This is a genomic window from Cyclobacterium sp. 1_MG-2023 (assembly GCF_030546805.1).
GTDB lineage: Bacteria > Bacteroidota > Bacteroidia > Cytophagales > Cyclobacteriaceae > Cyclobacterium.
In genome coordinates this window covers 314,243-340,286 of the sequence record NZ_JAUOPC010000006.1, presented here as the reverse complement: position 1 = coordinate 340,286, position 26,044 = coordinate 314,243, and the positions used below count along the sequence as shown (strand labels likewise).

Annotated in this window: 19 protein-coding genes; 8 read left to right on the top strand and 11 right to left on the bottom strand. The window is 40.0% G+C overall.

Annotated features, from left to right (window positions below; translation table 11 throughout):
- Positions 1-25 precede the first annotated feature (25 nt).
- Positions 26-1,300 (bottom strand): nucleoside permease, encoded by a 1,275-nt coding sequence (locus tag Q4534_RS12155; RefSeq protein WP_303613446.1) that lies wholly within the window; start codon positions 1,298-1,300, stop codon positions 26-28.
- A 248-nt stretch (positions 1,301-1,548) separates the two neighbouring features.
- On the opposite strand from Q4534_RS12155, the gene Q4534_RS12150 reads away from it, so the two are divergent.
- Genes Q4534_RS12150 through Q4534_RS12135 form a run of 4 tightly spaced genes read left to right on the top strand, consistent with a single transcriptional unit; the run spans position 1,549 to position 4,979 of the window.
- Positions 1,549-2,715, top strand: a complete 1,167-nt coding sequence (locus tag Q4534_RS12150; RefSeq protein ID WP_303613445.1) for a Gfo/Idh/MocA family protein — start codon at positions 1,549-1,551, stop codon at positions 2,713-2,715.
- Positions 2,716-2,730: 15 nt separating this feature from the next.
- Complete coding sequence (locus Q4534_RS12145; RefSeq protein WP_303613444.1) at positions 2,731-3,786, top strand: sugar phosphate isomerase/epimerase; 1,056 nt, start codon at positions 2,731-2,733, stop codon at positions 3,784-3,786.
- Positions 3,787-3,803: 17 nt separating this feature from the next.
- Positions 3,804-4,235 carry a c-type cytochrome gene (locus Q4534_RS12140; RefSeq protein ID WP_303613443.1) on the top strand — a complete coding sequence of 144 codons (432 nt, stop codon included), beginning with the start codon at positions 3,804-3,806 and terminating at the stop codon, positions 4,233-4,235.
- 6 nt (positions 4,236-4,241) lie between these two features.
- Positions 4,242-4,979 (top strand): DUF1080 domain-containing protein, encoded by a 738-nt coding sequence (locus tag Q4534_RS12135; RefSeq protein WP_303613442.1) that lies wholly within the window; start codon positions 4,242-4,244, stop codon positions 4,977-4,979.
- A 172-nt stretch (positions 4,980-5,151) separates the two neighbouring features.
- On the opposite strand, the gene Q4534_RS12130 is transcribed toward Q4534_RS12135, so the two are convergent.
- The 7 genes from Q4534_RS12130 to Q4534_RS12100 all read right to left on the bottom strand — a co-directional run bounded on the left by Q4534_RS12130 (position 5,152) and on the right by Q4534_RS12100 (position 12,358).
- Positions 5,152-7,386 (bottom strand): NADP-dependent isocitrate dehydrogenase, encoded by a 2,235-nt coding sequence (locus Q4534_RS12130; RefSeq protein ID WP_303613441.1) that lies wholly within the window; start codon positions 7,384-7,386, stop codon positions 5,152-5,154.
- Between the two features lie 226 nt (positions 7,387-7,612).
- The gene (gene panB / locus Q4534_RS12125) at positions 7,613-8,434 is read right to left on the bottom strand and encodes a 3-methyl-2-oxobutanoate hydroxymethyltransferase (protein WP_014019926.1); all 822 of its coding nucleotides are present in this window, start codon (positions 8,432-8,434) and stop codon (positions 7,613-7,615) included.
- Position 8,435: 1 nt separating this feature from the next.
- On the bottom strand, positions 8,436-8,942 hold the full coding sequence (locus Q4534_RS12120) for a phosphoribosyltransferase family protein (RefSeq protein WP_303613440.1): 507 nt from the start codon (positions 8,940-8,942) through the stop codon (positions 8,436-8,438).
- Between the two features lie 106 nt (positions 8,943-9,048).
- Positions 9,049-9,972 carry a ribosome small subunit-dependent GTPase A gene (gene rsgA / locus Q4534_RS12115; RefSeq protein ID WP_303613439.1) on the bottom strand — a complete coding sequence of 308 codons (924 nt, stop codon included), beginning with the start codon at positions 9,970-9,972 and terminating at the stop codon, positions 9,049-9,051.
- Positions 9,969-11,213: a 3-deoxy-D-manno-octulosonic acid transferase gene (locus Q4534_RS12110; RefSeq protein WP_303613438.1), complete on the bottom strand. Its 1,245-nt coding sequence runs from the start codon at positions 11,211-11,213 to the stop codon at positions 9,969-9,971. The genes rsgA and Q4534_RS12110 overlap by 4 nt, the downstream gene beginning before the upstream one ends.
- A 9-nt stretch (positions 11,214-11,222) precedes the next feature.
- A complete protein-coding gene (locus tag Q4534_RS12105) occupies positions 11,223-11,870 on the bottom strand; it encodes an alpha/beta hydrolase (protein WP_303613437.1) in 648 nt (215 codons plus the stop codon).
- A complete protein-coding gene (locus Q4534_RS12100; protein ID WP_303613436.1) occupies positions 11,870-12,358 on the bottom strand; it encodes a cytidine deaminase in 489 nt (162 codons plus the stop codon). The genes Q4534_RS12105 and Q4534_RS12100 overlap by 1 nt, the downstream gene beginning before the upstream one ends.
- A 400-nt stretch (positions 12,359-12,758) precedes the next feature.
- Here Q4534_RS12100 and Q4534_RS12095 point away from each other — a divergent pair, with 400 nt between their 5' ends.
- The 4 genes from Q4534_RS12095 (at position 12,759) to Q4534_RS12080 (ending at position 19,236) form a co-directional block, all read left to right on the top strand.
- Positions 12,759-15,854 (top strand): SusC/RagA family TonB-linked outer membrane protein, encoded by a 3,096-nt coding sequence (locus tag Q4534_RS12095; RefSeq protein WP_303613435.1) that lies wholly within the window; start codon positions 12,759-12,761, stop codon positions 15,852-15,854.
- A gap of 11 nt (positions 15,855-15,865) precedes the next feature.
- A complete protein-coding gene (locus Q4534_RS12090; RefSeq protein ID WP_303613434.1) occupies positions 15,866-17,269 on the top strand; it encodes a SusD/RagB family nutrient-binding outer membrane lipoprotein in 1,404 nt (467 codons plus the stop codon).
- A 318-nt stretch (positions 17,270-17,587) separates the two neighbouring features.
- Positions 17,588-18,895: a D-alanyl-D-alanine carboxypeptidase gene (locus Q4534_RS12085; protein WP_303613433.1), complete on the top strand. Its 1,308-nt coding sequence runs from the start codon at positions 17,588-17,590 to the stop codon at positions 18,893-18,895.
- 131 nt (positions 18,896-19,026) lie between these two features.
- Positions 19,027-19,236: a hypothetical protein gene (locus tag Q4534_RS12080; protein ID WP_303613432.1), complete on the top strand. Its 210-nt coding sequence runs from the start codon at positions 19,027-19,029 to the stop codon at positions 19,234-19,236.
- Between the two features lie 853 nt (positions 19,237-20,089).
- Here Q4534_RS12080 and Q4534_RS12075 read toward each other — a convergent pair.
- The 3 genes from Q4534_RS12075 to Q4534_RS12065 form a co-directional block, all read right to left on the bottom strand.
- Positions 20,090-21,043 carry an amidohydrolase gene (locus tag Q4534_RS12075; RefSeq protein WP_303613431.1) on the bottom strand — a complete coding sequence of 318 codons (954 nt, stop codon included), beginning with the start codon at positions 21,041-21,043 and terminating at the stop codon, positions 20,090-20,092.
- A gap of 115 nt (positions 21,044-21,158) precedes the next feature.
- Positions 21,159-22,595, bottom strand: a complete 1,437-nt coding sequence (locus Q4534_RS12070; RefSeq protein WP_303613430.1) for a RagB/SusD family nutrient uptake outer membrane protein — start codon at positions 22,593-22,595, stop codon at positions 21,159-21,161.
- Between the two features lie 31 nt (positions 22,596-22,626).
- Entirely contained in the window at positions 22,627-25,881 is a 3,255-nt protein-coding gene (locus tag Q4534_RS12065; RefSeq protein WP_303613429.1) for a TonB-dependent receptor, read from the bottom strand.
- Positions 25,882-26,044: the final 163 nt, after the last annotated feature.

The window sequence follows — 26,044 nt, the reverse complement described above, 5'->3', positions numbered from 1 at the left end:
TCCTATTTTTTCGTCCGGGGCCTACTCATTTTTCTATTACATTGCTGTTCTTCAAGCTATTCCTTTCTGCATTGGCTTTGATAAAATCATTGTCCTTAAAAAAGACAACAAAGATTACAGTAACCACCAAGGCTATCCCGGAAGGAATCAGCCAAATATTTTTCCAAACATGATTCCCATTCTCTAACAAATAGAAGTCTGAAACTATTCCTGCAATCCAAAAACCTATCAGCATACCTATGCCATAGGTGGCCAATGTAATCAAGCCTTGGGCAGAACTTTTATATTTCGGTCCGGCTTTTGAATCGGTATAAATCTGTCCGGAAACGAAGAAGAAATCGTAACAAATCCCATGTAATGCTATGCCAATAAGCAACAAATAGGTACCCTCACCGGCATCGCCAAAAGCAAACATTACATACCTGACTACCCAAGCAAGCATGCCCACAATCAAGGTGGTCTTCAATCCAAATTTCTTAAAAAAGAATGGCATCAGCAAAAGAAACAGCACTTCCGAAACCTGCCCTATGGTCATTTTACCGGTAGGGTTAGTTAAACCTACTTCGGATAGGAAAGGATTGGCATTCTGATAGTAAAATGCCAAAGGGATACAAATTAGAATAGAGGAAAGAAAGAAAATAGAAAAATCCTTGTCTTTCAATAACTTAAGTGCGTCTAAACCAAGTATTTCAGAAATCGATTGTTTTTCATCCTTACTAGAAGCAACAGGAGGAGTTTTGGGAAGTGTAAAGGCAAATAACCCCAAAACAACGGAAGAGATAGAGGACATTAGAAAGGTATTGCTAAGCATTCCTTCTCCAATGGAAGCTGCACTATCCCAGGTAAAGAAAAAGCTAATCATTAAACCGGAAGCAATCCAGCCTACCGTTCCCCACACCCGAATCGTGCTAAATTCTTTGGCGGGATCCTTCATCTGATTGAAAGAAACCGAATTGACCAAAGCCAATGTGGGCATATATATGATCATGTAGATTAGTACATAAGGATAAAAGGAGACAAAACTTTCTGAAACATACATCATGTACATCAAGCCGGCCCCAATGAGGTGGGAAATACCCAATATCTTTTCTGCATTAAAAAACCTATCTGCTATTAATCCTATTATGAATGGTGCAACAATAGCTCCTATTGATTGGGTAGAGAATGCTGCCGCCAACTGACCACCATTGGCCTGAAGGTTATTGCCTAAAAAAGTACCTAAAGTTACGTACCAGGATCCCCAAACGAAAAACTCTAGAAACATCATGAGGGAAAGCTTAAACCTGTTATTTAATGTCATATTTTTTGGTGTGTTAGTGGTAAGTTTGATGAGATTTAGTCAGGGACACTTATCAAACATTCTATAGAATTATTTAAAATTTAAGCCAATTTAACGTAAATTTATCACTTCAGAAAGCAAGCATACTATTTCTCATTTTCCTAAAATTATTTTAATCAATTTACAATATTTGTAGATTCATGTTAATGTATTAAAAAATATACGGGTAAAGCGGAATATTAATCAACAAAAAACCAAAGACCACAAGAATGAGTAACAGAAAACTTAAAATGGGTATGATTGGCGGTGGACCTGGATCTTTTATAGGTGCTGTCCACAGGATTTCAGCAGCAATGGACGGAATCATTGAATTGGCCGCTGGGGCTTTTAGTAGTAGTCCGGAAAAATCTGCAGAAACCGGCAAAGAACTTTTTCTCCCTTCTGAAAGGGTATATGGCTCATACGATGAGATGTTTGAAAAAGAGTTGCTACTCCCGGAATCTGAAAGAATTGATTTTGTAGCCATTGTTACGCCAAACCATGTTCATTTTGATCCTACAAAGAAGGCCCTAGAAAATGGTTTTCACGTGGTTTTGGATAAACCCATGACTTTTAGCTATGAAGAAGCAAAAGAGCTTAACAAAATAATCGAACAAACAGGCTTATTGTTTTGCCTTACCCATACTTACACCGGCTACCCAATGGTCAAGGAAGCAAAACATTTGATTGCTACAGGTGTTATTGGTAAGGTGAGAAAGGTATACGTAGAATATCCTCAAGGCTGGCTTTGGAATAAACTTGAAAATACAGATTACAAGCAAGCCATCTGGAGAACAGACCCCAGCAAGAGTGGCATTGCCAATTGTATGGGAGATATAGGCACCCATGCATTTAACCTGGCAGAATATGTCAGTGGACTAAAATTGACCAAACTGTGTGCTGACCTTAATTGTGTGGTTGACGGCAGAACCCTTGATGATGATGGGGCGGTACTACTGAAATTTGAAGATGGGGCATCCGGAGTTTTAATGGCGACACAAATTGCCCCCGGAGCAGAAAACAATATCAAAATCAGGGTATATGGTGAAAAAGCGGGGCTTGAATGGGAGCAGGACAATGCCAATTCTTTAATTGTTAGACATCCTGAAGCACCGGATCAGATATACCGCGCAGGTGGCAATATCCCTTACCTTTCTTCTTCGGCCTTAGAAAACGTAAGAACCCCGGGAGGCCATCCGGAAGGATACCTTGAGGCTTTTGCCAATTTATACAGAAATTTTGCCAGGTGTCTTTATGCCAGAAAAAATGGCGAAACACCTAAGAAGGAGTGGGAAGACTATCCGGGTGCTGAAGATGGAATGCGCGGAATGGCATTTGTTGAGCATGTCGTAAAAAGTAGCAATTCTAATGAAAAATGGACTAAATTTGAACTTTAAATAACCAAAAACTATATGAAAACCATTAAAGGACCAGCCTTATTTTTGGCTCAGTTTGTAGATGATAAAGCCCCTTTCAATAATTTAAAAGACATTTGTACTTGGGCTGCAAGTATAGGATACAAAGCCGTACAAATTCCTACATGGGATGCTAGGCTCATTGACCTTCAAAAAGCGGCTGAGGACTTGGACTATGTAGAGCAAATAAAAAATACTGTAAAAGAGGCTGGTGTAGAAATTTCTGACTTTTCCACCCATTTGCAAGGCCAATTGGTAGCAGTAAGTCCGGCATACAATGAACTTTTTGATGCTTTTGCTCCTGCTGAACTAGCCGGTGACCTGAAAGGCAAGCAGGAATGGGCAACCAACCAATTGATGATGGCTGCCAAAGCCAGTAAAAACTTCGGTTTAACAACTCACGGTACTTTTAGCGGAGCTTTGATGTGGCATACGGTTTACCCTTGGCCTCAGCGTCCTGCCGGTTTGGTAGATACCGGTTTTGAAGAATTGGCCAAACGATGGCTACCTATTTTGGATGAGTTTGACAAATATGGCGTGGATGTTTGTTATGAACTACACCCTGGGGAAGACTTGCATGATGGGGTTACTTTTGATTTATTCCTTGAAAAAGTAAACCATCACAAAAGGGCAAATATTTTATATGACCCAAGTCACTTTGTCTTGCAATGCCTGAATTATGTAGATTTTATCGATATTTATAAGGATAGAATAAAAATGTTTCATGTCAAGGATGCAGAATTTAATCCTACAGGGAGACAAGGAGTATATGGAGGCTATTCCAGCTGGATAGAAAGAGCCGGAAGGTTCCGTTCATTAGGCGATGGCCAAGTTGATTTTAATGCGATATTTAGTAAACTTTCTCAATATGACTTTGATGGATGGGCTGTCCTAGAGTGGGAATGTGCCATCAAGCATCCGGAGAATGGAGCAATTGAAGGAGCTAAATTTATAAGTGAAAAAATAATAAGAGTAACCGAAAAAACCTTTGACGATTTCGCATCCACAGGAATGGATGAAGGTTTAAACAAAAAATTATTGGGAATTAATTAATCTAACTATTACAAACCATGAAGTTTAATTTAAATTTAAGTATGGCATTCATTGCCAGTGCAATGGTAGCCGTTTCTGCATGTGGTGGCTCAGGAAGTTCTGATTCAGCATCTAGCGAGAGCACTCCAGCGCCTCCTCCGGCACCTGTAGAGGAAATCAGCCTTGAGGAAAAGTACAAAGATGATCCTATTTTCATCAAAGGTTCTGAATTGATGGGACAAAATGACTGTCCTTCTTGCCATATGCTTGAAAGAAAAATTGTAGGTCCATCTTATGCTGATGTTGCTGCCAAATATGAGTCAACTGACGAAAACGTAGAACTATTGGCAGGAAGAGTTATCGCAGGTAGTGTAGGTACTTGGGGAGAAATTCCTATGCCGGCGCACCCTACCCTTTCAGAAGAAGATGCAAAAGATCTTGCAAAATTCGTATTATTGTTAAAGAAATAATTTGATATGATAAAAACAACTTTGTCTATAGCGGCTCTTTCTCTTGCCGTAGTGGCCTGTGGCCCTGCTAAAAGTGAGAAAGAGACTACAGAAGAAAACATTGAAGAAATCATCGTGACTGAAGAAGAGTGGATAAGTTTATTTGATGGCAACAGTCTAACAGGTTGGACCGGATTTGGTAAAGATCAACCGGGCGAAGCTTGGGAGGCTGCCGATGGTGTACTTTACTTTAATTCTGGTAAAAAAGACGAAGGTGCTTCTGCAGGTGATCTTGTTACCAAGGAAACCTTCGGTAATTTTCACTTGCAAATTGAGTGGAAAATCTCAGAAAATGGAAATAGTGGCATCATGTTTCACGTCCAGGACAATGGTGAATACGACAGACCTTACCATACCGGACCGGAGTACCAGGTACTTGACAATGATGGACATAAAGATGGCCAAATCATCACACACAGAGCCGGAGATCTTTATGACATGATTGAATCTTCCGAAGAAGCTGCCAAACCGGTAGGTGAATGGAATAAGACAGAAATCATAATCAATGACAATACCCTGCAGTTTTTTCTCAATGGAGTAAAAACAGTGGAGACTACACTTTGGGACGACCAATGGAAAGCCATGGTTGCAGAAAGCAAATTCTCTAAGTGGGAAGGCTTTGCCAAATACAAAGAAGGTAAAATTGTCCTCCAAGATCATGGAGATGATGTTTGGTTCAGAAATATCAAAATCAAAAGACTATAATAATTTGAGTTAAAATGGTTCTACCATTCTAAACTCCCGGCTTTTATGCCGGTCTGAAAATACAAAAAGCCGGAAGATAATTTCTTCCGGCTTTTTTATGTTAAGCTTATTTTAACCCAAAATAGTTAACAGAAGCTCTGTTGCCTATTTCGGGTTAAAAACTTAGGTCCATCTAGGCCACGATAGTTTTCAATATATCATTTAAGGTTTTGCTTGGACGCATAGCGGAAGACGTTTTGTCCTCGTCAGGCTTATAATAACCTCCAATATCCACAGGGCTTCCCTGCGCACCATTTAGTTCATCCACCACTTTTTGCTCATTTTCACTCATGGTTTTGGCCACCGGGGTGAAAATAGCTTTCAGCGCTGCATCCTCATCTTGGTTTGCCAAGGCCTCTGCCCAATAAGTGGCCAGGTAAAAATGGCTTCCTCTGTTGTCAAGCTCATTCACTTTTCTGGAAGGAGACTTTCCATTTTCCAAAAACTTCGCTGTTGCTTCATCCAAGGTTTTTCCTAATACCTTAGCTCGCTCATTATTAAAGGTTTCTCCCAAATGATCAAGAGAAACAGCTAGGGCTAAAAATTCTCCCAAAGAATCCCACCTAAGGTGACCTTCTTCTACGAATTGTTGAACATGCTTAGGAGCAGACCCACCGGCACCGGTTTCAAATAAACCTCCACCATTCATCAAAGGTACCACTGAAAGCATTTTAGCACTAGTTCCCAATTCCAAAATTGGAAATAAATCTGTCAAGTAATCCCTCAATACATTACCGGTAACAGAAATGGTGTCTTTGCCGTCTTTAATACGTTCCAAAGAATAACGAGTCGCTTCTTCAGGAGATTTGATATAGATTTCCAAGCCACTGGTGTCGTGGTCTTTTAGGTAAGTTTCAACTTTAGCAATAAGGGCAGCATCATGAGACCTGTTTTTATCTAACCAGAAAACGGCAGGAACACCTGTGGCTTTGGCCCTGTTTACAGCAAGCTTAACCCAATCCTGAATAGGTGCATCCTTTACCTGACACATTCTCCAGATATCTCCTTTATCTACTGTATTTTCCAAAATTACATTACCGGAAGCATCCGTTACTTTTACGGTACCTGCAGATGGAATTTCGAATGTTTTATCATGAGAACCGTACTCTTCGGCTTTTTGAGCCATCAGCCCTACATTAGGAACAGAGCCCATCGTGGTTGGATCAAAAGCACCGTTTTTCTTACAAAAATCAATGGTTTCTTGATAAACTCCCGCATAAGACCTGTCTGGAATTACTGCTTTGGTATCTTGCAATTGATTGTTTTTGTTCCACATTTGTCCACTGCTTCTGATCATGGCAGGCATGGAAGCATCAATGATTACATCACTTGGAACGTGTAGGTTGGTGATTCCTTTGTCAGAATTTACCATGGCCAAGTCAGGACTCTCTGCATAACAAGCATCGATATCAGCTTCAATTGATTTGCGGGTAGCTTCAGGCAATTTGTCCAAAGCGGCAATAAGATCTCCAAAACCATTATTTGGATCTACGCCTGCTTCTTTAAGGACCTCCGCATGTTTTTCAAATACCGGAGCAAAGAAAACAGTCACTGCATGTCCAAAAATGATTGGGTCAGAAACCTTCATCATTGTTGCTTTCATATGCAATGAAAACAATACGCCTTGCTCTTTTGCTTCGGCAATTTGCTCTTTAAGAAATTTTCTTAAAGCAGAAATGCTTAAAACAGCGGCATCAATGATCTCACCTTTTTGTAAGGCCAAACCTTCTTTTAAGGTAGTCTCTGTGCCGTCTTCTCCGTGCAATACGATATTGATACTGGTTTCTGAAGGTATGGTTACGGACTTTTCGCTACCATAAAAATCTCCTTCAGGCATACTTGAAACATGAGACTTGGAGTCTTTGCTCCATTTTCCCATGCTGTGAGGATTCTTTCTGGCGAATTGCTTGACAGCCTGTGGAGCCCTTCTATCAGAGTTACCTTCCCTTAAGACCGGGTTTACAGCAGAACCTTTAATTTTATCGTATTTGGCTTTGATGTTTTCTTCTTGTTCATTTTTAGGATCATCAGGATAATCCGGCAATGCAAAACCCTTTTCCTGCAACTCTTTGATTGCAGTTTTCAACTGCGGAATAGAGGCACTAATATTAGGTAATTTTACGATGTTAGCTTCCGGCGTTTTGGCGATCTCTCCCAATTCGGAAAGCGCATCCTTCACTCTTTGCTCTTCTTTTAAAAACTCAGGAAAATTAGCAAGAATTCTGCCTGAAAGAGAAATGTCTCTTGTTTCCACAGACACCCCGGCCGAATCGGTAAATGCCTTGATGATTGGCAATAAGGAATAGGTGGCTAATGCCGGTGCCTCATCGGTAAGGGTATAAAGAATTTTGGGGGTTTTGTCACTCATGTTTATATCTGTTTTCTAATTGTATTATTAAAAATGAATTACATTTAAAATTGTGGGCTAAATTACGAAAAATATCTTTATCCTAAGACCGCAGATCGAGATAAGGGAAAATAATAACCCTAAGGGGGATAGCATACATAAGGTGAGAAAATCAGGTACCAATGGTAAACTTAGCAGCTTAAAAACCAAAGGCCTTCAATCCTCCTTCTTCATTACAGGTATTTGCTTAATAACTTTCTTCCTGATTAGGGAAATCTTCGGATTTAACGTCCTTAATATAATCCCCTACTGCTTTTAACATGGTATTTCTGATGTCTGCATATTGCCTCAAAAACCTAGGTTGAAACTCTTGGGTTATCCCCAACATGTCATGAAGCACCAATACTTGCCCATCCACATCCGGACCTGCACCTATGCCGATCACAGGGATACTCACCGCTGAAGCCACTTCTTTAGCTAATGAGGCGGGTATTTTCTCCAATACAAGGGCAAAACAGCCACATTCCTCCAAGACCTTCGCATCAGCTAAAAGTTTTTTGGCTTCGTCTTTTGCTTTGGCCCTAACAGTGTAGGTTCCAAACTTATAAATGGACTGCGGTGTTAAGCCCAAGTGTCCCATCACAGGTACACCGGCACTCAATATACGGATAACAGACTCTTTGATTTCTTCTCCCCCCTCTACCTTTACAGCATGGGCACCCGATTCTTTCATGATCCGGATGGCAGACCTTAGTGCCTCTGAACTATTGCCCTGATAAGAGCCAAAAGGAATATCTACCACAACAAGCGCCCGTTCCACTGCCCTTACCACAGAGGTAGCATGATAGATCATCTGGTCTAGGGTGATTGGCAAGGTGGTTTCATGCCCTGCCATTACATTGGAAGCAGAGTCACCCACCAAAATCATGTCAATTCCCGCTGCATCTACTATGCCTGCCATGGAAAAATCATAAGCAGTAAGCATGGAAATTTTTTCTTTACGCTTCTTCATTTCCTGAAGAATATGCGTAGTAATTCGTTTTAAATGAGTTGATTGATGTACAGACATATTAGTGTAAATGAACAGTGGAATCTTCTGGGTCTAAGTTAACAGTAATGTGCTCACTCAAGGTGGTGGCCAATTCATAGCCGGTATAATCCGGAGCAACCGGGAAAAGCTTGTGGCTTCTGTTGACCAAAACCAAAACTTCCATTTTTTTCACTTCTTGTTCTAGGAAAGGAATCATGGCAAAGGCTAGGGTTTTACCTGTATTCAATACATCGTCTACAAGGATGATAGACTTCCCATTTAATGGCTCATGCGCTGACAGGATTACCTCCTCCATTTTAGGATTGGCCTTGTCAAGTTCTATCTTAACCAACTGAAGATCAAAGGGTGCAATCTCTTTAAGTTTCGCCACCATTAATTCTGCGAAAACATATCCCATCCCGGTAAGTCCTGCTATGGTTAATTGTTTTTCTCCCGCATTCCTTTCATAAATCTCAAACGCTATTCGTGTGATCTTCTGTTTGATTTGATGGTGGTTCAATACCAATATTTTTGCTTTTTGCGTCATTTTTATTGTCAAAATTTTAATGAAAGTAACCGAATTGCCACTGCTTTCAAAGCATTGAATAAACTTTTGCTTTGCCTAAATCCTGAGAAATACTATTGATTTACCTTTATCTATGACTATCCTCCTCACTCATTATTTTGAGATAGTTCTCATAACGATAAGGGTGTATATAGCCTTGTTCTAATACTTCGAGAACCTTGCATCCCGGTTCATTTATATGTTTGCAATTGTTGTATTTACATTGTCCCAAGTATTTTCTTAGCTCCACAAAGTAATGGGACAACTCATGATCATCAATGTCCAAAATACCAAATTCCTTAATACCGGGGGTATCGATAAAATAACCATCTTCCCCAAAAGGAAACATTTCTGCAAAGGTAGTGGTATGCACTCCCTTGGAAGAAAACTTTGAAACCTCTTGGGTGGCCTGGGTTGCATTGGGAATAAGCCTATTGAGCAAGGTGGACTTTCCAACTCCGGAATGTCCCGCTAATAAGGTCGTCTTTCCTTCTAGTCCGGTGCTAAATTTCTCCATCAGGTCCTCATCATGTAAGGCCGACAATTCCACAACAGGATACCCTAACGGTGCATAAATATCGTGCAATTCCTGCTTGAAATCCAGGTCTTTTTGTTTGGTCAAGCTTTCTACCTTATTGATAAGAATAGTACTTGGAATGCGAAAACTTTCCGCACTGACCAAAAACCGATCAATAAAACCAAGTGAAGTACGTGGTGACCTCACCGTTACCATTAGATAAGCCTGGTCAATATTGGACGCCAAAATATGGGAAAAATGTTGCTTCCTGGTAGATTTCCGAATGATGTAATTGTCTCTAGGCAGAATTTCGGAAATCACAGCCGTTGACTGGTTCTTTTCATTCGCCAGCAATACATAATCTCCCACCGCTATAGGATTGGTTAATTTGAGGTTATCCTGCTTGAACTTGCCCCTAAGCCGAGCTTTGATCAGTTTTTCACCCACCTTAACCTCATACCAAGACCCTGTCGTTTTGATCACCCTTCCTTTCATCTTTCCTTCTTAATGATTGCCATTGTATTATCAGCACTTCCCAAGTTATCGCCTACCAGTTTTTTAGCAGCCATGCAAGCTTTTTCATAATCTGCCTCCTGACTAAGTTTGGCTATTAAGGATATGATTTCTGACCTGTTTTTCACAGGAAAGCCACAGCCGTATTGCCGGCTTATACCGGCTTCGGGAAATTTGGACACTTTTTTCAAAGGCCCGTGCAAAACGGGAATTCCAAAAGCCAAAGGTTCCAGTATATTGTGTAGCCCTTTCCCCATTGCCCCGCCTATATATGCCCAGTGGGCAAATTGATACAAGGAAGACAACATGCCGATATTGTCAATTACCAAGACCTTCCAAGCTTGTGGCTGCTCCTGATTTTTATATTCTGAGTACTTTACCGAAGGCAAGGTAATGGCCTTTTGCCAATTCTCAATGATTTCCCTATCTATATCATGAGGAGCAACGATAAACTGTATATCCTTGGATTGATTGATAAAAGGAATCAAATTATTCATGTCTTCTTGCCATACACTACCCAAAACCATTACCTTCTGAACAATCCCCTGCTCAATTTCCGGAAATAATTTAGGCGATAGACTGGTTTTGTAAACATTGTCAAATCGAGGATCCCCCGTAATGCTTATATTTTTAACGCCCACATGATCAAGTAGTTCTTTAGAGACTTGATTTTGAACAAATATATGATCAAAGCGGAGCAAAATATCCTTGAAGAACTTACCATACCAAGAAAAATAGACTTGCTCTTTTCTAAATGAAGCTGCAACCAAGTAGAGCGGTATTTTTCTTTGTTTAATGGCCATAATGGTGTTGGCCCACAGGTCATATTTAACAAAAAACACCATATCCGGTGAGAGTAGGTCTACGAATCGGTCAGCATTATGTGGGGTATCTATTGGCAAGTAACACATAAAATCAACCCACTCTTGCTTTTTTTTAATGGCTTGTTCATAGCCCGAAGGACTGAAAAAAGATACTGCAACGCCCCATAGTGGATATTCTTTCTTAAATGCAGCGATTACCGGTTTTGCCTGAAGGTATTCTCCAAGGGAGGCGACATGAAACCAAGCCAAAGGGCTTGGGCTTGCTTTCCGAAATGATTTTACCGCTTCAAAGGTGTTTTTTCTACCATCGACAGCTAGTTTGAGCTTCGCTGATCTTTTGCTGCCAATCTTCATCAGCCCATCAAGCAAAATCATTCCCAGGTTGTACAAAATCCTCATGGAGCAAAATTACATCAAAAATATTTCTTTGAGCAATCCCTTGTCTATTTCATGGCCTCCACTGTACCTAAGTTCTTTAAAGTTGGCAAAACCCGCCTCTGAAAGACGATTTTCCGCTTGGGAGTAAATTTGGGATTGCAAGAAAGGGTCATTGTCACCCAATGCCAAAATGATCTGGCTGCTGTTAAGTCTTTCAACCATTAGTGTAGTATCCAAATCATAGGCCGGAGCTCCGGCCCAAAAAACTACTTTGGTTGGTTTAAGATTTGATTGGCAGATCCAACGGCTCATGGTGGCGGCACCCTGAGAAAATCCCAACACATTTATTTGAGGTATGATTTTATATTTGTTGAGCAGTTCTTCCATCATTGCATTGAGGTAAGCATTGCTATTGGCGATGTCAATTTCGCGCTCATGTTTGGTCATCCAGTTGGCCCCAACTCTTCCTGAAAAGCCTTCAAGATAAAAATGGTTGAGTCCCTCTGGAGCCACTATTAAGGTACGCTCATCAAATAATGGATTGAACTTCCTTAGAAAAAATTTAGGCAGTTGGCCATATCCATGAAAAACAATCCAGACAGTGTTTTCTTCTCCTGTAGGCGCATGGCTAAGTGAAAAAGTATGTTTAGCTTGAAATTGTAGCTCTTTTTGAACCATTATTCGTTTAAATTTTCAAGTTTGTTGGGAAGCAATTGGTCTATCCCCTGGGCTTTCAACACACTCCCATCAGCCTGAAGCATCAACAGTTCTATTTGGCTGCCGAATTTCATTTCATATTCGCTAATGGTCTGCCTGCACAAACCGCAAGGGGTAACCGTAGCCAGGCCTGTATTGTCGGCTTTCATGGCTGCTATTGCAACTGTTAACGGTTTTATCTTAGGGAAGTTGGCATGGGTATAGGTTAATAAAACCCTCTCTGCACAAATCCCTGCAGGGTAGCAGATATTTTCCTGATTATTTGCCCAAAAAGTCTGTCCATCCGCTAAAATCACAGCTGCACCTACTCGAAAATTAGAATAAGGTGCATGCGCATTTTCTGTTGCCTTGATGGCCAGGTCAATTAATTTCGCTTGCCTTTCATCTAAATTTTCAGCGTTAATTAATTCCAAGGTATTGATATGGCTGACTTTTTTATTCTCCTTCATATTCAAATATATCAATTTTCTTAAGCGTAAGATTAATTATGGTTTTAGAAGGGCAATGAGCTGTTTTAATATTGGATATCACTCAACTATCGTAAAATAAACAAATACCTCTATATATTTTAATTTACTCCACTATTATATAGTATTCAACCTGGTTTATCAACCTTAATTTTTCAGTAATTTTTTTGGCTTTTGCCAAGATATTAAATTATTATAACTAACTTAATTGGTGATTCATGATTTCAAATAACCCCAAAAGTAGGATCCTAAGGTAAATATTGCCGTTTCGGATAAAATTTTAGGCCATTTATAAAAAATTACTAACCAAATCCTCCCTTCTGGATAAAATTTTGGGAATATTTGAATTGTATAATTTTTGTCAATTAAATCTATTAATTCTATGAAGAAAAATTCTACCTACTATTTACTAATGGTGCTTTTTCTGATGTTAAATGGGACACTTATGGCCCAACAAATTAACATCCAAGGAAAGGTTACTGCAGCAGAAGATCCGGAAGGGCTTCCAGGTGTCAGCATTGTAGCTGAGGGTACAGGAACAGGTACCGTTTCTGATATCAATGGAAACTTTAGCATCAACGTACCCAATGAAAACACAGTATTGGTATTTTCTTATATTGGTTACGCTTCTCAATCCATTACCGTAGGCACGCAGCAGACACTGAATGTGGTTATGGAGTCCGAAGCAAAAGGATTGGATGAATTCATTGTAACGGCATTCGGAATTTCCCAAGAGAAAAAATCCCTAGGATATGCTGCTCAAAATATTGATGCCGAGGCCATTACCAAAGTAAAACAGCCCAATCTTGTAAGTTCACTTCAAGGGCAGGCTGCAGGGGTTCAGATAACCAACTCCGGTGGTGCTCCCGGTCAGTCTGCACGGATTATCATTCGGGGAATCAATTCACTGGATCCCGGAGCCAATAACCAACCACTTTTTGTAGTGGATGGCGTGCCGGTAGATAACTCTACCATAGAGTCAACAGGTACACCAAGGGGTTTATCAAATAGAATGGCCGATTTAAATCCAAATGATGTGGCTTCAATTTCCGTATTGAAAGGTGCAGCAGCCACTGCCTTGTATGGGGTAAGAGCAGCCAATGGTGCTGTAATTGTAACCACCAAAAAAGGAAAAGCTGGAGAAGTAAGGGTCAACTACAACGGTTCAGTTGGCTTTGAAACCTTAAATCAGCTGCCGAAATTACAAGACAAATATGGGCAAGGGTTTAGTGGAGAGTATCAACCAAGTAGTTTCTGGCCTTCATGGGGCGCACCTATAGCCGAAGTACAACAAACTGTTTCTGATCACAAATACCAAGACAATTGGAACCGAGCATTCAATACGGGAGTCCAGATAGATAATAATATAAGTATTTCCGGAGGAAATGAAATGGCCACCTTTTATGGTTCCTTTGGAAACTTACAGCAAGAGGGTATTATTCCTTTTTCTAATTGGAACAGAACTACAGCCAAATTTTCCGGAACTGTAAAAGTATCGGACAAATTTAATTTCTCTGGATCTGTAAATTATAGCAATTCTGGAGGCAACAGGGTCCCTCATGATCGCTTTATGGAACGCATGATGTACTGGTCAGAAACAACGGATGTTCGGGATTATATCAATGAGGATGGAACGATGAGAACCTATTCCAATACCAACCCCATCTATGATGCGCGTTTTGCTACCTATGAAGACGATGTAAACCGAGTAATCGGAAATATCAACTTAAACTATATTCCTGCGGATTGGCTTTCCTTCTCCTATCGTTTAGGAACAGACTTTTATAGTGACCAACGAACAGAAATCACTCCTGGACCTAAAGGGATCGTTGGAGAAGTTCCACTAAGTTCAACAGGTTACTTGGAAGAAACAAGGATCAACAGTAGAGACCTTACTTCCAATTTCTATATAACTTTAAAAAAGCAATTTACTTCAGACCTAAATGCCAGCCTGAGATTGGGTAATGACATTTTTGAGCGAAAATATGATAGAGTAACCGCACGTGGTGAGAATTTTGTCATTCCTGAATTTTATAATTTAGGTGTCGCCTCTCAAATCTTTACCAGTCAAGGTAAGAGTATTAAAAGAATAGTGGGATTTTATGGGGATTTGATGGTGGATTATAAGAACTACCTTTTTCTAAATGTCACGGGTAGAAATGATATTTCCTCCACCCTACCCAAAGACAACAATTCTTTTTTCTATTCTTCTTTCAATCTGGGTTATGTGTTTAGTGAAAACATGGTTCTTCCCTCATGGCTAACTTTTGGTAAATTGAGGGCTTCTTATGCACAAGTAGGTAAAGATACAGATGCCCATATTTTAGGATCCACCTATGTTTCTCCCTCCATTTTTCCATTAAACGGGCAGGTAGGATTTACAAGGAATTCGGTCTATGGAGATTTATCACTAAGACCTGAGCAAACCAATGCCATAGAATTTGGTTTGCAAACAGCCTTCCTGAACAATAGGGCAAACTTTGATGTAACCTATTACAAATCCAACGCGAAGGATCAAATTATCCCTGTACCGGTGTCGGATGCCACAGGCTTTTCATCCTATATCACCAATGCAGGAGAAATTCAAAACAGTGGGTTTGAGTTTATTTTAGGGGGAACTCCTATCAAGTCCAATGATTTCAGCTGGAATATCAGTGCCAACTTGTCCATTAATAATAATGAGATCAAAGCTATCAAAGAAGGAATTGATGAGATCGTTGTTGGTAGCCAATATGGATATGCCGGATCTACTGTTACAATGAAACTGCTTGAAGGAGAGGCCTATGGAAATATCTTTGGAAGCTCTTACGAAAGATTAGGCACTGATCCGGACAATATATTTCTGGACCGCAGCCTTCCAATAATAATTGGAACCAATGGCTTTCCGGTAAGGACAGGTACGCAATTGATTTTAGGTAATGCGGTGCCGAAATGGATTGGAGGCATTAGAAATGATTTTACCTATAAAGACTTTGAATTGTCCTTCCTGATCGATTTCAGGACCGGTCTGGAACAATACAATCAGTATGCAAACTTCCTTTCCGCATTTGGTAAAAATGAGTTTACTGAAGCACGTGAAGATTTTAGGGTTTTTGAAGGAGTCTTGGCAGATGGATCTACCAACACCAAGGAAGTTTGGCTGGGCCAGGGTGAAGGTCCGGACGGAGTCGATTATGGCGCCGGTTATTGGAGAAACTATTACCGAACTACCAGTGAGAACTTTGTGAGTGATGCCAGCTATATCAAATTACGAAACATCACCCTGGGCTATAATTTAAACCCGGACTTACTAGAAAGAACGCCATTTAGAACTGCTCGGGTTTCTATTGCTGCCAATAATATCATCCTATATACCCCTTGGGATGGATTTGATCCGGAGTCCTTCTCTGCAGGTGCCGGTGGCAATGCCATTGGTTTTACGGGGCTGGGCTACCCCGGCGTACAGAGTTTTTTCTTTAACCTGAACCTTGGACTATAAAAACTGCAACTATGAAAGCGATATATACTATACTTTGCCTAATGCTTTTTTTAGTGTTAAGCTCATGTGAGAATTTTCTCGATGTCAATGAAAATCCCAACAACCCACAGGATGCTCCCATTTCAGGGCTGATGACCAATGCTACCTATGAGACCTCTCTCAATGTGTATGCAATTGGTAGCATTACTTCCAATTATGTGCAATACCTTGCTTCACCTAATCCTGCAAGCGCTTCAGATGTAATGGAAGCAAGTAACTACAGTGGTCTTTGGTTTGATTTATATAATGTGATGACTGATTTGACCGACTTGATGCAAAAGGCCGAAGAAGAAGATGCAGGACACTATCTTGGAGCCGGACAAATTCTGATGGCATTAAACCTTGGGATGACCGTGGATGCATTTGGAGATGTTCCTTATACCGAAGGATTTGATTTTAGTTCTGTTACTCCTACTTATGATGACGATGAAGCCTTGTATTCTGAAGTATTCAGCTTACTAGATCAAGGTATCCAAAACCTTTCCGGTACTACCTCTATTTCATTGGGAGGTGACGACTTTATCTTTAATGGAGACGTTTCTTCTTGGATAAAATTCGGCAATATGCTTAAAGCCAGGTTTATGTTGCACACAAAAGGGACAACTACCTATGATCCCCAAGCTATTTTGACCGCTTTGGCTAGTGGCATGACGAGTAATGACGATGATGCCACTGTGATCTTTTTTGAACAGCGATTCAATCCTTGGGCACAGGTAGCCATCAACAATGAAAGTTTGCTTTTAGGCGGTTGGATATCTACTCAGTTTATAGAAACAATGGATGGGACATCCTATGATGTAGTTGATCCACGGATGTCATTGATGATTGGTGCTACGGATGATGGAGAATACATTGGTGTAACCAATGGAGCAGGAAGAGGAAATGCACCTGAACAGGGTGCAAGATCTACCCTAATTCCCGATCAGTTCTATACTTACGAAGACTCCCCGCTACTGATTGCTACTTATGCTGAGCAGAAATTCATAGAGGCCGAAGTAGCCTTAGAAGGGGATCCTGAAAGAGCTTATGCCGCCTACCTTGAAGGAATTGAAGCCCATATGGACATGCTGGAAGTAAATGAGGAGGACAAAATGGCCTATCTCAACAGTCCCGAAGTAAGCATGGGAGCATCCGCTCTTAGCTTGGCAGATATCATGAAAGAAAAATGGGTAGCACTTTTTCTCCACCCTGAAACCTGGAATGATGCCAGAAGGTTTGATTATGGATACAAGGACATGACTTTGCCTGAAAACCTGAATGGTAACCTCAATGGACAGTACATCAGAAGACTGGCCTATCCGGACAATGAAGTGAGTCGGAATGGCAGTAACGTGCCTGATGTCACCCTGCTGGATAGAATCTGGTGGGACGAGTAAAAATTCCAGCCCCTCTATTTTGAAATAGAGGGGCTTTTATATTCAAATTTTCAGCCCAGTATGGGCGATATATTTATAGCCAAGGGTGAAACCGCTTATTTATTGAACATTATACCCAAGATTTTGTCAGTATTGTTTTCAAAAAAACAACAATACCGCCAATTTCACCTGACGGAAAATTGGTAGAAAAATTGAGCAATAACCTTACACTCAACATAACAAGTAAATACCGAAATCACTTCCTAGATTGGCTAGAAAATATTACTTTTCCTATGGCTTAACAGCCAAATCGAAATGTATTCCGCAAAGACCTTTCCTATGAAAAACTGTAAATGGTTGTGCTTGTTGTTCTTCTTCTCTTGTACCGTCCAAAAAATCAATAAAACGGTGCGTACCTCTGATGTGTTTGAAAAAGGACATATGGGATTTATGCTTTATGATCCGGTGAAGGACAAAACACTGGTAAAATTAAATGAAGCCAAATATTTTATCCCAGCCTCCAATACCAAAATATTTACCTTTTATTCCAGTTACAAAGCCTTGGGTGATGGGTATATCAACGGGCTAAATTATACCTACCAAGGAGATTCTCTTATTTTCTGGGGAACGGGAGACCCCTCACTTTTGCACCCCGACTTTAAAGACAGTACTGTGATCAATTTTCTTAAAAATGCAGACAAGAAGTTGTATATGGTAAATAATTTTGAGCAGCTTTCTAGCTATGGACCCGGCTGGTCTTGGAACTGGTTTCCTTACTACTTTGCTGCCGAAAGATCCGCCATGCCCATTTATGGAAATGTTTTGCGCTATTCTAAAAAAGCTGAGTTAGCGGAGGCAACGCCCTATCCGAAAACAGTCCTTTTACCCCTTATGCCTTCCTCACAAACCCATTCCGGCAACTATTTTATTCAAAGGGACTTTAAGAAAAACACTTATGAATATGCCATAAATAAAGAAAAGGACAGCTTGGCCTTTGCAACTGATAAACCATTTATTACCTCTGCAAATTTGACCAGAAATCTACTTCAGGAAGCAGTAGGAAAGCAAATTTCACTCATAAACAATAAGGATTACTCCAAATCCTCACATGAAAAATTGCCTACTGTAAAGGCGGACAGTTTGTACGCCCAAATGATGAAAATTAGCGACAACTTTCTAGCAGAACAGCTAATGGTTCTTGTCTCTGATGCGGTCTTGGATTCTATCAATATCCGAGGTGGCATCTCCTATGCAAAGGAACATTATCTAGCAGATCTTCCTGACGAGCCCCAATGGGTGGATGGGTCAGGTCTTTCCCCACAGAATATGTTTACCCCTCGGTCAGTCATAAAGTTGCTGCATAAAATCCATACTGAGGTGCCTATGGAAAAAATCAAAGCCTATTTCCCGGCGGGTGGAGAATCCGGCACCATCCGCAACTGGTACCGTGCTGACCCGGGTGAGCCCGCCTACATCTACGCCAAAACCGGCACCCTTGCAATGAGCACTGCTCTCAGTGGTTTCCTCCTTACCAAAAGTGGCAAAACCCTGCTTTTCAGCACCTTCTTCAACAATTACACCGGCAGCTCCAGCGTGCAAAAGAAAGAGTTGCAAAAATTGCTTTATTTTATTCATGATAAGTATTAGTGGATAATTATTAATTGCTAATGGTTAGTTGTTAATGGTTAGTTGTTAATTATTAATTGTTAATGGTTTGGAGTTTTGGGGTGAAATTTAGGATTTAGGCGGATAATATCAATTTAAAAATATAAAAACCAGTGACTTACGAGGAAACCATGGGCCGGCTTTATGCGCTTCAAAATCCAGAGAAAGTCATTTTTAAGGAAAAGAAATTTGGGGTAGTCTCTAATAATTCTTTGGGGATTTACCATTCTGAATTAAAGAAGATAGCCAAAGATATCGGAAAGGACAATGAACTAGGCCTGCAGCTTTTTGATAGTGGTACTTTTGATGGCAGTATTTCATGAAGAAGCCAAGGACTTTGCCGAGACATTGATGTAACGATATGAAAAGTACCAAATAAAAAGTTTTTGTCAATAATTAATTAACCAATATGGCTACGGATATTTATTTTAATGAATCGATCAAAAAGGCTGTGAAAGGGCTTATAGAAAGGAGAATCCTCATTGGATCAGTATTGGCTCATAAGGGTCAAATTATTGGAAAAGGACACAACAAATGAATTCAGCAAAAAAGTATTGTTTTACATGGAGAAATAGATGCATTGGAAAATACCGGTAGACAACCTGCTACTGTTTACCAAAGCAGTTTCTAGTATACTACTTTGTTTCCTTTTCCCATGTGTACCGGAGCAATTTTATTATATGGTATACTAAGGGTAATCATAGGTGAAAACACAACATTTTTGGGTCCAGAAGATTTGTTAAGAGCAAACAAATCGTTTTAAACGATCACCACTGTAATAATTTAATGCAGAATTTTATATTGAAATGCCCTTACTTGTGGCAGAAGGACATTGGCCAACCTTAACCAGAAAAATTTTAACTTAATAGCCTGTTTACTCTCTGTAATTAGATATTACCCTTGGGTTTGACGGAATTGGAAGTTCAATATCCAAGGAAATATGGCTATTGTAGACAAGCTTATCAAAATGGAAGTTTCAGAAAAATGAACGGAACAAGTTTATGGGTATATCAAATTCAAACTAAATATCAATAACAATGGCTTTTAGCCCGTAGAATAGAGAAATATATTATAAACGATTTTGGAAGGCATTGTTGCCTTTTTAATCTTCAACAATGCCCCAAACCCCCGACTCTAGTTAATTCTAAAAGGTTTGTGTCGGTACCATAATCGGAGTTAAGTTTGGTTGGGAAATTTCCATATTTTAAAGGCGTTTCTTCCCAGGAGCATCTCTCGGTCCTGCTCACTATAAAAATAGCAGTATTTATCTACAAACTCAAGTTCTTTGTCCATTGGCAATTCCCATCTTGGCCGAGGATAACCTGTACCCCAAATTAGCTGCTGGGGCCCGAATTCCTCATAGATAGCCTTGTAAAATGGCAATGTATCCTCATAGGGATATGCTTTTAATTCTGACATTTCATAGGGCTCAGAATTGGATATCCAAACCTGTGGAAAACGTTTTAACTTAAACATCTTTCTAAACTCATCCCAGCAATCCGCTGCTTTTAGATCTGGTTTTCCGGCATGGTCAATTACTATTTTTACACCAGGAAACCTCTCGGCCATATCTTCTAACATTGGCATTTGGCTTGGAAGAATGTAATAGTTGAACACTACCCCTAGTTTCTCTGCCTCCTTCCACAATGGATAATGTTCAGGTGAATTCAGCCAGGTAGATTTGGGATGATAGATTGGGCTAAACCGCATTCCCTGAAATCCATGCTCCTTTACCCAAAATCTTAGCTTTTCTACAATTTTAGGATCCTCTGGATTAAGTAAACCATGTGCTACAAAATGATTGGGATAAGTTTTCAAACAATTGGCCATGTAGGAATTGTCCCATCCATAGTACCTAGGGTTGATCAAAACCCCATACTTAAGCCCAAAATCCTTCATTTGTTCTATCTGATTTTCTATTGGAGCTTCCATTGACACCTTTAGGTTAGGATTTTCAGGGTGTTTAAAAGGAAACCTGGAATCAAAATTCCACGTTTCCACGTGCGTATCGATGATCAATCGATCTTTTTTTCTTTTATCCGAATTAGCAACAGATACAGCCTCCTGATAGTCAAAGTCTCCAAGCAGTGGAATAAGTGCCAAATTTTTAATCACATCCCTTCGTCTCATGGTTTTCTTCTGTAATTATGAACCAATAATGTATTAATAAACGAGTTATTTAGTCAAACAAAGAATTCTAATAGGCTTGTTAGAATAAAATAAATAAGAAAATTTTTTCTTAAAATTACCAACCAGTATTCTGAACCAATTGTGGGTTAATGTCTATTTCCAGCTGGGGAAATGGAAAGTACCTGTGTTTTGGAAGATATCCCAATGGTCCCAATTCCTCCTCTGCGAGACCCCATCGCCTAAGATCACTAAATCGGTGGTTTTCAAATGCCAGTTCCACCTCTCTTTCATCCACAATAGCAGCAAACATCGCTTCTTTTGTACCAGTCTCAGCCTCTGTAAGGACAGGCATATTAACGGAAGGTCTTTGTCGCACTCTGTTCACAGCATTGCGGGCTTCACTAATCTTACCCATTTCATTTGCCGCTTCTGCATACATCAGTAATACATCAGCAAATCGAATAACGGGATAGTTGGTCCCTGCCCCCTGTAAATAGAGGATCGGCACCATACCTTTCCGTATATTGTACCCCGTTGCAGACCATGTGGATTTGTAATAATCCAAATCAATACTTGCTGTCGTTAAATTTGGAGCAAAAATGTCGCCATCCCTAAAAATTGAATAGCCCAATCGGGGATCATTTTCGGAAAATGCATCAACAATTTTTTGGGTGGCTACATGGCTACCTGTCCCTCCATTTACGCCGGGTAAGTGAGACTGGTTTCTGGTACTTGTTCCTGCCCCTCCAATATCAGCAAACTGAACTTCAAAAATGGATTCACTATTGTTTTCAAAATTTCTATTCCAAATTTGATCAAATTCATCCATCAAATTATAAGTTCCTGATTGAATTACCTCGGCAAAAAGGGATTCTGCCTCCTCGTAATTTTCGGTGTATAAATGTGCCTTTCCAAGAAGTGATTGTGCAGCACCTTTCGTAACCCTGCCTAAATCCGATGATTCATATGAAGCTGGCAATGCTGGAATTGCATCCTGAAGGTCAATTTTAATGGCTTCATAAATTTCTGCTTGGGTATTTTTACCTACAAGCACATCATCAGGGTTCTCAACTGTTTCCAATAATAGTATCACATCTCCCCACATGTTTGTAAGGTTCCAGTAATAGAAAGCCCTAAGAAATTTAGCCTCAGCAATGTATCTCGCTTTCAATGCATTATCCATATCCACAAGGGGAGCCTCGGTAATGACGGAATTAGCTCTTTTTATTCCCTGATAAAAAGCCGCATAAATATTGAGCAAATAAGTATCCGACGCATCAAAGGAAAAATTATTTATTGCTAAGGGAGTAGTATTGGAGAGCAATATTTCGCCGGAAGGCACTCCTATGAACTTCGGAAGGTAGTCTCCATATAGATCTGATACCTGAAGCTGCTGATAGGTCCCATTAACAGCCAGACTTACCCTGTCCGAAGAATTGACAAAACCTTCTTCAAGAAGTTTATCAGGGGGGGACTTTTCTAAATAGTCATCACTACAGCCAAAAAGCAGCAAAAAGGAAATTACGATATTGAATATTAATATGTTTTTCATTTTAAAGAAATTAATGTTGGAATAAATAGAATCAAAAACCTACTTGTAAACCCAGCTGGATAATTCGAGGAATTGGATAATTTCCTGTATCCACACCTATTGATAAGGGATTAAGATCGTTGTTGCCATAGCCAGAACCTCCCAGTCCATCCGGACTATAATTGGAATAACCAGTGATGGTGAATAGATTCTGGGCATTTATATAGGTTCTGAAATTGCTTATTCCAAACTTGCTCAAAAATGTTTCTGGAAGAACATAGCCTATCTGAACGTTTTGTAATCGAAGGTAACTTGCATCTTCAACATAACGCGAAGAGGGACGTGAGTTAAGATTTGCTCCTCCTCGAATTGCCCTGGGCATGGTGTTGGAGGTGCCGGGACCAGTCCATCGATCCACCACAGTAGCCATTTGTCCATGCTCACCGTTCATACTTTCAAGATAGGCTCTTTGTGCATTGTACAGTTGCTTTCCTTGAACGCCCTGAAAACTGAAATTTAGATCATATGCTTTGTAATTTAGACTTGAAGAAAGGCCATAATTAAAATCAGGAAAGGGATCTCCTATAACGGTTCTGTCGTTGGCATCTATAATTCCATTTCCATCGATATCTCTGAACTTCACATCTCCTGGAGCGGCCCCTGTCTGGGTTGCATGATTCTCAATTTCGGAATCCGTCTGGAAAATACCATCCATAATATATCCATAAAAACTAGACATAGGTTCACCTATAGTAGTACGGGTAAAGGTTCCAAACTGATAGACGTTTTCTACTAAATTAATAATAGACGACCCTTTTCCAAGTGAAGTAACCTCATTTCGAACTGTTGTAAGGTTTGCTGTTAAGTCAAAATATAAATCTCCAACATACTTTCTGTACCCTAGTAAAAACTCAAATCCTGAATTCTTTAAACCAGCAGCATTCTGGAAAGCACCATTGGAACGGTAAACACCAGAAACAGTAGAGACAGGAGTTCTTAAAAGAATACCATCTGTATTTTTAACCCAGTAATCAGCAGAAAGAGTAAGTGAATTATTAATAAAGGAAATGTTAACTCCCAAATTGCTCTGCTCGGTTGATTCCCATCTCAAGAGTGGATTTCCGAGGGTAAGTACTGCTGATGCGGGGGCTATTTGGTCAGCACCAAAGAAATACCTTGGAGCAGTTGTCACCGTAGTAACATTGCTATAATTACCAATTTCTTGATTACCCAATTTACCCCAACTGGCTCTTAGTTTCAAACCTGTCATTGCAGAAATGTCCTGAAGAAAAGGCTCTCTGTCTATGTTCCAGCCAGCGGCAAAGGAGGGGAAATTACCGTACCTGTTTTCCTTTCCAAATCTGGAAGATCCATCTCTCCGAATGGTAGCTGTAAACAAGTATTTATCCTCAATGGAAATATTGGCACGTCCGATAAAGGAACGCAAGGCCCACTCTTCTTCATTTCCACTCAAGGTAAAAACACCTGTCATGGCATTAAACACCTGCAGTTCATTACTTGGCGAATCTCTTTTGCTACCAGAAAGGTTGCTAAAAAAGGCATTTTGCTGGGTATAGCCTCCCAGTAAAGAAATGGAGTACTTTTCTTGAAAAACCTTTTCAAAAGAAAGGGTATGCTCTAATAAGTATTCGTTGGATTCATTCTTAGACTCGTTAAGAGTCTGGGTATTATTGGATCGGTTGTCCATATTGAATATTCCTACAAAGATTTTATTGGTGTTCAAGCTTGTATTGATGCCAGCATTCAGTCGATATTTTAGGGAAGGAATAATGGAATATTCAGCAAACACATTCCCTAATAGGTTGTTACGAGTTGTATAATTACGTCTCAAATCTCTCCTTCCAACTATATTTTCCCTGTTGTTTACCCCTGTTTCTGCAGGGTTAGGTCCTCCATAACCACCTAAATTTTGTGGTTTATATAATTTCATGGTAGGGGATGCACCTAACAGATAGGCAAAATCAAGGTTATTTGCTTGTCCAAGATTCAATCCCTCAGACCGGCTCAATATCAATGATTCCCCAATTTTAAGTTTCTTCCCCTTTCCAATGGTGAATTCGCTGTTGACCCTTCCGGAGTACCGTTTTAAGGAACTGAAAACCATAACTCCTTCTTGATCCAAATAACCACCGGAAAGGTAAAATTTCGAGTTCTCACCCCCTCCCGATACCGTCAAGCTGTGATCCTGCATGGGGGCCGTCTGAAAAGCAGCTTTCTGCCAGTCAGTATCTGTTTTTAAAACTTCAGGATTATTAAAGGCTGCCTGAGGCGCATAACCACCATTTAACTGTGCATCATTTACCACATCTGCAAGTTGCTGGGAATTTGCCATCGGTATAAAGTTATTGAAGGACTGAATTCCATAATAGCCATTATATTCCAGCTTTGTTTCCCCTGACACCCCCTTTTTGGTTGTAACCAAAATAACCCCGTTAGCAGCTCTGGAGCCATAAATTGCCGAAGCTGAAGCATCTTTAAGAACGGTTATGCTTTCAATATCATTTGGGTTAATAGCGTTGATATTATTTCCTGGCATAGGTACTCCATCTATAACATATAAAGGACCTGAATTGCCAAATGTTCCCTGCCCTCTGATCCTGATCTGGACAGCTCCTCCAGGTTCTCCTGAGGTAGAAGTAATTTCTGCCCCCGCAACTTTTCCTTGAAGGGCTTGGTTCAAATTGGAAAATGCCTGTCCTTCAAACTCTTTTGCTGTAACGGAAGTTACCGAACCAGTCAAATCACTTTTTTTCTGGGTACCGTATCCAATTACTACCACACCATCCAAGGACTGAACATCTTCTACCAAACTAACATTAATAAGAGTTCTTGAATTGACTGCCACCTCTTGGGTAATAAATCCAACAAAAGAAAAAATTAATACCGCCCCTTCCGGTGCATTAATTGAATAATTACCATCTAAATCGGTAACCGTACCAATTGCTGAGCCTTTTATTAAAACATTCACACCGGGAATGGATTCTTCATCGAATTTAGAAATCACCTTTCCTTTTATGGCAATGTCTTTTCTAATCGATAATTCAAAACGTTCCCTTTGAAAGGAATTTTCAAAGGAAACGGGAGCCCTCTCCACCTGTTCAATTTCCTCTTTTTCGCTGACTTTCTTATCTTCCGTTAAACCAGGTGAATTGGTAGGTAGAATTTTTCCTGATAAAAAATGAGAACTTGAGTCGGCCTGACCTGGGAAATTAATTAACAAGGTCAGCACAATTAATGTGGTTTTTCGAAGTACGACCTGTAAGCAGTACGGTATTTGTGTTTTCATATTCGAAAGAATTAGTGATGGAAAAACTTTTTGTTTGTACTTGGTCAATAAAATACCTGCAATATTTGCGGGTAAAATCAATGAGAATTGGGCAGGTTATTTTTTTCTTGTATGCTATTTGACTTGAAAATAAGGCTATTTACAGGCTTTTGTGGGTAGATAG

Bases quoted from the DNA above. Each gene is read 5' to 3' on its own strand.
- Q4534_RS12070 (WP_303613430.1), bottom strand. From the start codon at position 22,595: ATGAAAAACATATTAATATTCAATATCGTAATTTCCTTTTTGCTGCTT.
- Q4534_RS12095 (WP_303613435.1), top strand. From the start codon at position 12,759: ATGAAGAAAAATTCTACCTACTATTTACTAATGGTGCTTTTTCTGATG.
- Q4534_RS12085 (WP_303613433.1), top strand. From the start codon at position 17,588: ATGAAAAACTGTAAATGGTTGTGCTTGTTGTTCTTCTTCTCTTGTACC.
- Q4534_RS12065 (WP_303613429.1), bottom strand. From the start codon at position 25,881: ATGAAAACACAAATACCGTACTGCTTACAGGTCGTACTTCGAAAAACC.
- rsgA (WP_303613439.1), bottom strand. From the start codon at position 9,972: ATGAAAGGAAGGGTGATCAAAACGACAGGGTCTTGGTATGAGGTTAAG.
- Q4534_RS12090 (WP_303613434.1), top strand. From the start codon at position 15,866: ATGAAAGCGATATATACTATACTTTGCCTAATGCTTTTTTTAGTGTTA.
- Q4534_RS12145 (WP_303613444.1), top strand. From the start codon at position 2,731: ATGAAAACCATTAAAGGACCAGCCTTATTTTTGGCTCAGTTTGTAGAT.
- panB (WP_014019926.1), bottom strand. From the start codon at position 8,434: ATGTCTGTACATCAATCAACTCATTTAAAACGAATTACTACGCATATT.
- Q4534_RS12105 (WP_303613437.1), bottom strand. From the start codon at position 11,870: ATGGTTCAAAAAGAGCTACAATTTCAAGCTAAACATACTTTTTCACTT.
- Q4534_RS12130 (WP_303613441.1), bottom strand. From the start codon at position 7,386: ATGAGTGACAAAACCCCCAAAATTCTTTATACCCTTACCGATGAGGCA.
- Q4534_RS12140 (WP_303613443.1), top strand. From the start codon at position 3,804: ATGAAGTTTAATTTAAATTTAAGTATGGCATTCATTGCCAGTGCAATG.
- Q4534_RS12110 (WP_303613438.1), bottom strand. From the start codon at position 11,213: ATGAGGATTTTGTACAACCTGGGAATGATTTTGCTTGATGGGCTGATG.
- Q4534_RS12135 (WP_303613442.1), top strand. From the start codon at position 4,242: ATGATAAAAACAACTTTGTCTATAGCGGCTCTTTCTCTTGCCGTAGTG.
- Q4534_RS12075 (WP_303613431.1), bottom strand. From the start codon at position 21,043: ATGAGACGAAGGGATGTGATTAAAAATTTGGCACTTATTCCACTGCTT.
- Q4534_RS12120 (WP_303613440.1), bottom strand. From the start codon at position 8,942: ATGACGCAAAAAGCAAAAATATTGGTATTGAACCACCATCAAATCAAA.
- Q4534_RS12155 (WP_303613446.1), bottom strand. From the start codon at position 1,300: ATGACATTAAATAACAGGTTTAAGCTTTCCCTCATGATGTTTCTAGAG.
- Q4534_RS12150 (WP_303613445.1), top strand. From the start codon at position 1,549: ATGAGTAACAGAAAACTTAAAATGGGTATGATTGGCGGTGGACCTGGA.
- Q4534_RS12100 (WP_303613436.1), bottom strand. From the start codon at position 12,358: ATGAAGGAGAATAAAAAAGTCAGCCATATCAATACCTTGGAATTAATT.